The organism is Kitasatospora sp. NPDC058406 (genome assembly GCF_042722765.1).
In the GTDB taxonomy this organism is placed as follows: Bacteria; Actinomycetota; Actinomycetes; order Streptomycetales; family Streptomycetaceae; genus Kitasatospora.
The window spans coordinates 1-6,071 of record NZ_JBHXKE010000381.1; the positions used below are offsets into that span (position 1 = coordinate 1).

At 75.9% G+C, this 6,071-nt stretch carries 3 protein-coding genes and 1 riboswitch; of the genes, 2 read left to right on the forward strand and 1 reads right to left on the reverse strand.

Annotated features, from left to right (window positions below; all coding sequences use genetic code 11):
* Positions 1-95: 95 nt before the first annotated feature.
* Positions 96-3,722, reverse strand: a complete 3,627-nt coding sequence (gene cobN / locus ACFWOG_RS38960) for a cobaltochelatase subunit CobN (protein WP_380364320.1) — start codon at positions 3,720-3,722, stop codon at positions 96-98.
* 310 nt (positions 3,723-4,032) lie between these two features.
* Positions 4,033-4,118: riboswitch (cobalamin riboswitch) on the reverse strand.
* 178 nt (positions 4,119-4,296) lie between these two features.
* On the opposite strand from cobN, the gene ACFWOG_RS38965 reads away from it, so the two are divergent.
* On the forward strand, positions 4,297-5,652 hold the full coding sequence (locus ACFWOG_RS38965; RefSeq protein WP_380364322.1) for a hypothetical protein: 1,356 nt from the start codon (positions 4,297-4,299) through the stop codon (positions 5,650-5,652).
* Positions 5,649-6,071, forward strand: a 423-nt coding sequence (locus ACFWOG_RS38970; protein ID WP_380364324.1) for a precorrin-8X methylmutase, incomplete at its 3' end; no start/stop codon positions are given. The genes ACFWOG_RS38965 and ACFWOG_RS38970, both read left to right, overlap by 4 nt.

The window sequence follows — 6,071 nt, forward strand, 5'->3', positions numbered from 1 at the left end:
GCCGACCGCCGTGCGCCGCCCGCGTGGTCTCGGGGGCGCCGCACGGGGGACACCACCGGACGGTGGGGCGACGGGCGGGAACCGCCCGGGGCGGATCAGCCGTCCTCGCCCTCCAGGTCACCCTCGGTCTCCAGGAACGCCGCCTGCAACTGCTCGATCAGCTCCGGGTCCGGCTTCTCCCAGAGCCCGCGGCTCGCCGCCTCCAGCAGGCGCTCGCTGATGCCGTGCAGCGCCCACGGGTTGGCGTCCGCCAGGAACTCCCGGTTGACCGGGTCCAGCACGTACTCCTGGGTGAGCTTCTCGTACATCCAGTCCGCGACCACGCCGGTCGTGGCGTCGTACCCGAACAGGTAGTCGACGGTGGCCGCCATCTCGAAGGCGCCCTTGTAGCCGTGGCGGCGCATCGCCTCGATCCAGCGCGGGTTGACCACCCGGGCGCGGAACACCCGGGCCGCCTCCTCGGTGAGGGTCCGGGTGCGGACCGTCTCCGGCCGGGTCGAGTCGCCGATGTACGCGGTCGGCGCCTTGCCGGTGAGGGCGCGCACGGTGGCCACCATGCCGCCGTGGTACTGGAAGTAGTCGTCCGAGTCGGCGATGTCGTGCTCGCGGGTGTCGGTGTTCTTGGCGGCGACGGTGATCCGCTTGTACGCGGTCTCCATCTCCTCGCGGGCCGGCCGCCCGTCCAGCCCGCGCCCGTACGCGTAGCCGCCCCAGACCGTGTACACCTCGGCGAGGTCGGCGTCGGTGCGCCAGTCGCGGCTGTCGATCAGCTGGAGCAGGCCCGCGCCGTACGTCCCCGGACGGGAGCCGAAGACGCGGACGGTGGCCTTGCGCTCGTCGCCGTGGACGGCGAGGTCGGCCTGGACGTGCGCGCGGACGTAGTTGTCGGCCTCCGCCTCCTCCTGGGCGGCGGCGAGCCGGACGGCGTCGTCCAGCAGGGCGACCACGTGCGGGAAGGCGTCCCGGAAGAAGCCGGAGATGCGCAGCGTGACGTCGATGCGCGGGCGGCCCAGCTCCTCCAGGGAGATCGGCTCCAGGCCGGTGACCCGGCGCGAGGCGTCGTCCCAGACGGGGCGGACGCCGAGGAGCGCGAAGGCCTCGGCGATGTCGTCGCCGGCGGTGCGCATCGCGCTGGTGCCCCAGAGCGAGAGCCCGACCGACGGCGGGCAGGCGCCGTCGTTGTCGGCCCGGTAGCGCTCGACCAGCGAGGCGGCCAGGGCCTGCCCGGTCTCCCAGGCGAGCTTGCTGGGTACGGCCTTCGGGTCGACGGAGTAGAAGTTGCGGCCGGTCGGCAGCACGTTGACCAGCCCGCGCAGCGGCGAGCCGGACGGCCCGGCCGGGACGAAGCCGCCGCGCAGCGCGTGCAGCACGGCGTCCAGCTCGCCGGTGGTGGCGGCCAGCCGCGGCACCACCTGGGCGGCCGCGAAGTCCAGCACCTCGCGGACCGCCGTACGGACCTGCTCCGGCAGCTCGGCGGTGACCTTCTCGACCGCCTCCGGGGCCCAGTCCTCGGCCTCCATCGCCTCGACCAGCTCGCGCGCCGCGGCCTCGGCCGCGTCGGTGGCACCGAGGGTGAGCGCGGACTCGTCCAGGCCGAGCGCCTCGCGCAGGCCGGGCAGGGCGTTGACGCCGCCCCAGATCTGCCGGGCGCGCAGGATGGCGAGCACGATGTTGACCCGGTCGGTGCCGGCCGGGGCCTGGCCCAGGACGTGCAGGCCGTCCCGGATCTGGGCGTCCTTGATCTCGCAGAGCCAGCCGTCGACGTGCAGCAGGAAGTCGTCGAAGCCGTCGTCCTCGGGGCGCTCGTCCAGGCCGAGGTCGTGGTCGAGCTTGGCGGCCTGGATCAGCGTCCAGATCTGGGCGCGGATCGCGGGCAGCTTGGCCGGGTCCATCGCGGCGATGTTGGCGTGCTCGTCGAGCAGCTGCTCCAGGCGCGCGATGTCGCCGTAGGAGTCGGCGCGGGCCATGGGCGGGACGAGGTGGTCGACCAGGGTGGCGTGGGCGCGACGCTTGGCCTGGGTGCCCTCGCCCGGGTCGTTGACCAGGAAGGGGTAGACCAGCGGCAGGTCGCCGAGGGCGGCGTCGGGGCCGCACTCGGCGGAGAGCGCGGCGGTCTTGCCGGGCAGCCACTCCAGGTTGCCGTGCTTGCCGAGGTGGACCACCGCGTGGGCGCCGAAGCCGCCGTCGGCCTGCTCGGCCGCGATCCAGCGGTAGGCGGCCAGGTAGTGGTGGGACGGCGGGAGGTCCGGGTCGTGGTAGATCGCGACCGGGTTCTCGCCGAACCCGCGCGGGGGCTGGATGAGGACGAGCAGGTTGCCGGAGCGGACGGCGGCGAGCACGATGTCGCCGTCCGGGTTCTGCGAGCGGTCGACGTACAGCTCGCCGGGGGCCGGGCCCCAGTGCTCCTCGACCCGGGTGCGCAGCGCCTCGGGCAGGCCCGCGTACCAGCGGCGGTAGTCGGCGGCCGGGATACGGACGGGGTTGCGGGCCAGCTGGTCCTCGGTGAGCCAGTCCTGGTCGTAACCGCCGGCGGCGATCAGCGCGTGGATGAGGGCGTCGCCCTCGTGCTGGCCCTCGGCCGACTCGTCGAGCCCGGGCAGGCCGGTGCCCAGGTCCATGCCCTCCTCGCGCAGCGCGGTCAGCAGCCGCACCGCGCTGGCCGGGGTGTCCAGACCGACCGCGTTGCCGACCCGGGCGTGCTTGGTCGGGTAGGCGGAGAGGACGAGCGCGAGCCGGCGCTCGGCGGCCGGGATGTGCCGCAGGCGGGCGTGGGAGACGGCGATGCCGGCGACCCGGGCGGCGCGCTCGGGGTCGGCGGCGTAGACGGTGAGGCCGTCCTCGTCCAGCTCCTTGAAGGAGAACGGGACGGTGATCAGGCGGCCGTCGAACTCGGGCACGGCGATCTGGGTGGCGGTGTCCAGCGGCGAGAGGCCGTCGTCGCTGGCCTCCCACTGGGCGCGCGACCAGGTCAGGCAGAGCGCCTGGAGGATCGGCCGGTCCAGCGCGGCGAGCGCGCCGGCGTCCCAGGCCTCCTCGTCGCCGCCGGCCTGCGCGTCGGCCGGGCGGGTGCCGCCGGCGGCCAGCACGGTGGTGACGAGGGCGTCGGCCTCGCCGAGGGCGGCCAGCAGGTCGTCCTCGGCGCCGCGCAGCGAGGCGCAGTAGTACGCCCGGGCCTGCGCGCCCCGGTCCTCGATCGCCCGGCAGAGCGTCTCGACGAAGGCGGTGTTCCCGCTCATGTGGTGGGCGCGGTAGTAGAGCACGGCGATGACCGGGCCGCCGTCGGTGCGGGCGGTGCGCTCCAGCGGTCCCCAGGCGGGGGCGGAGGCGGGCGGCGCGAAGCCGTGGCCGGTGAGCAGCACGGTGTCGGAGAGGAAGGCGGCCAGCTCGGCGAGGTTGGCCGCGCCGCCGTGCGCCAGGTAGGCGTGGGCCTCGGCGGCGATGCCGGCCGGCACGGTGGACAGCTCCATCAGCTGGGCGTCGGGCGCCTGTTCGCCGGTCAGGACGACGACGGGGCGGGGGCCGGCCAGCAGCGCGTCCAGGCCCTCCTGCCAGGCACGGCGTCCGCCGAGCAGGCGGACCACGACCAGGTCGGTGCCGTCGACCAGGGCGGGCAGGTCCTCGGGCGTGAGCCGGGCCGGGTTGCCGAGCCGGTAGCGCACCGGTCCCTCGGCGGAGCGGGCGCTGAGCAGGTCGGTGTCGGACGTCGACAGCAGCAGGATCATGCGAAGGCCCTCCCGGCCTCGGAGGCGCCCCGAGCCGAAGGGCACGCCGGCGTGGAATGTGACGAGTGACGAGCGACTGGCGAAGGACGGCGGAACACCGGAGCGGGGGCCCCTCCGGCCCGGCGGCGGGCAGGGAGGGCGTGCGTCAACGGCGGGTCCGGGAGCCCGGCGGATCCCTCCGGCCCGCCTGGGGCAGGGAGGGGGAGCGGCCGAGTCACGGTGGACCGGACCGCGGGAGCGGGCATGCGGCGGCGCATGGCTTTTCGAGCCTTCCTCGGGGTCCGCGCCCCGGGCCGGTGGAGGACGGCAGGAGTTCCTGGCTCCCGCGGTCTCCCGGCGTTCCGGTGGACCGCGGTCACAGTGGCGGGACCGCACCGGGCTCGCACCGGTTTCCTCCCCTGCGCCGTCGCTGGCGTGTGGGCGGCCTGCGGGGACCGCCCGCCAGCATCGTACGGGGTGTGGCTGACCTGGGGGAGTGCCCTTCGGCAAGGCGCTCTTCCGGCACCGGGTCCGGCTCGGTGCTGTGACCTTCGGTACGGCGGCATCCGATCGGATCATCGGTATGCTCGCCGCCATGCCACCGACATCCGACGCCGTCACGCCGGGCGCCGCCGCGCCCGACCGGGGGCGTGCGGACGTCTGTCCGGGGGCGCTTCGTCTGCACACCGCCGACGACGGCGCCCTGGCCAGGGTCCGCCTGCCGGGCGGACTTCTGACGGTCCGTCAGGCCGTGGCGCTGGCCGACGCCGCGGAGGCGCTCGGCGACGGCGCGCTGGAGACCACCTCGCGCGGCAACGTCCAGCTGCGCGGACTGGCTCCGGACTGCGGCGGCGAACTCGGCGAACGGCTGCGCGCCGCCGGCCTGTTGCCCTCGGACACCCACGAGCGGGTGCGCAACATCGTGGCCTCGCCCGGCCCGTCGGACGGCGGTCGCACCGGCGTCGACGTGCACGCCTGGGCCCGCGCGCTGGACGCCGGCCTCTGCGCGAGCCCGTGGGCGACCGGCCTCTCCGGCAAGTTCCTGTTCGCGCTGGACGACGGCCGCGGCGACGTCGCCGCGCTGGACGCCGATGTGACATTGATCGCAGGCCGGGACGGGACCGCCCTGCTGCGCCTCGGCAGGGCCGCCACCGCGCGCGCCGTCCCCGCCGCCCGGGCGGTGGAGGCGGCGCTGGACGCCGCCCGTTCCTTCCTGGAGGCCCTGCGCGTCTCTGGGGCAGGGGCCTGGCACCTGCGCGAGGTCCCCGGCCTGCTGCCGCCCGGCGACGTCCCGCTGCCCGACCTGCCCGGACTGCCGGTGCCGCTCGGCGCGCTGCCCGGCGGGCTCTCCGTCGGACTCCGGTTCGGCCGGGCCACCGCCGCGCAGTGGCGCGTCCTGGCCGCCGCCGCCGAGGGGGAGCTCCGGCTCACCCCGTGGCGCGGTGCCGTCCTGCCGGGTGCCCCGGCCGACCGGCTGCCCGCCCTGACGGCGGCCGGGTACCGTACCGAACCGGGCTCGGCCTGGGACCGGGCCACGGCCTGCACCGGGCTGCCGGGCTGCGCCAAGTCGCTCGCGGACGTCCGGACGGACGCGGCGCGGGCGCTGGACGCGACGGCGGCTCCGGTCGTCGTGGTGCCGGGCCCCGCGGTGGCGGGCCCCGTGGCGCCGGCCGCCCCGGCCGGTACCGGCGTCCTGCCGGTGCACTGGTCCGGCTGCGAGCGGCGCTGCGGCCACCCGGCGGGACGCTGGGTGGACGTGCTGGCGACCGGGCGGGGCTACCGGGTGAGGGTGTCCGGCACCGCTCCGGAACCGCCCGGCGGTCCCGCGGGCAGCGCGACGGGCAGCCCTGCGAGCAGTCCCACGAACGACCCGGTGAACGACCCGGTGAACGATCTGACGAACGAGGAGACGGCCGTGGCGGTCGCCGCGGCCAGGAGGACCACCAAGTGATCGAGTACGAGAAGGACGGCGCGTCCATCTACCGCCAGTCCTTTGCCACCATCCGGGCCGAGGCCGACCTCGCCGCGCTCCCCGCGGACGTCTCCCAGGTCGCCGTGCGGATGATCCACGCCTGCGGCATGGTCGACCTGGTCGAGGACCTGGTGTACTCGCCCGGCGTGGTCGCCTCCGCCCGTGCCGCCCTGCGCGCCGGCGCGCCGATCCTCTGCGACGTCAACATGGTCGCCAGCGGCGTCACCCGCAAGCGGCTGCCCGCCGACAACGAGGTGGTCTGCACCCTCACCGACCCGTCCGTGCCCGAGCTGGCACGGGCGATGGGCAACACCCGCAGCGCCGCCGCGATGGAGCTGTGGCTGCCCCGGCTGGAGGGTGCGTTGGTAGCCGTCGGCAAGGCGCCGACCTCGCTCTTC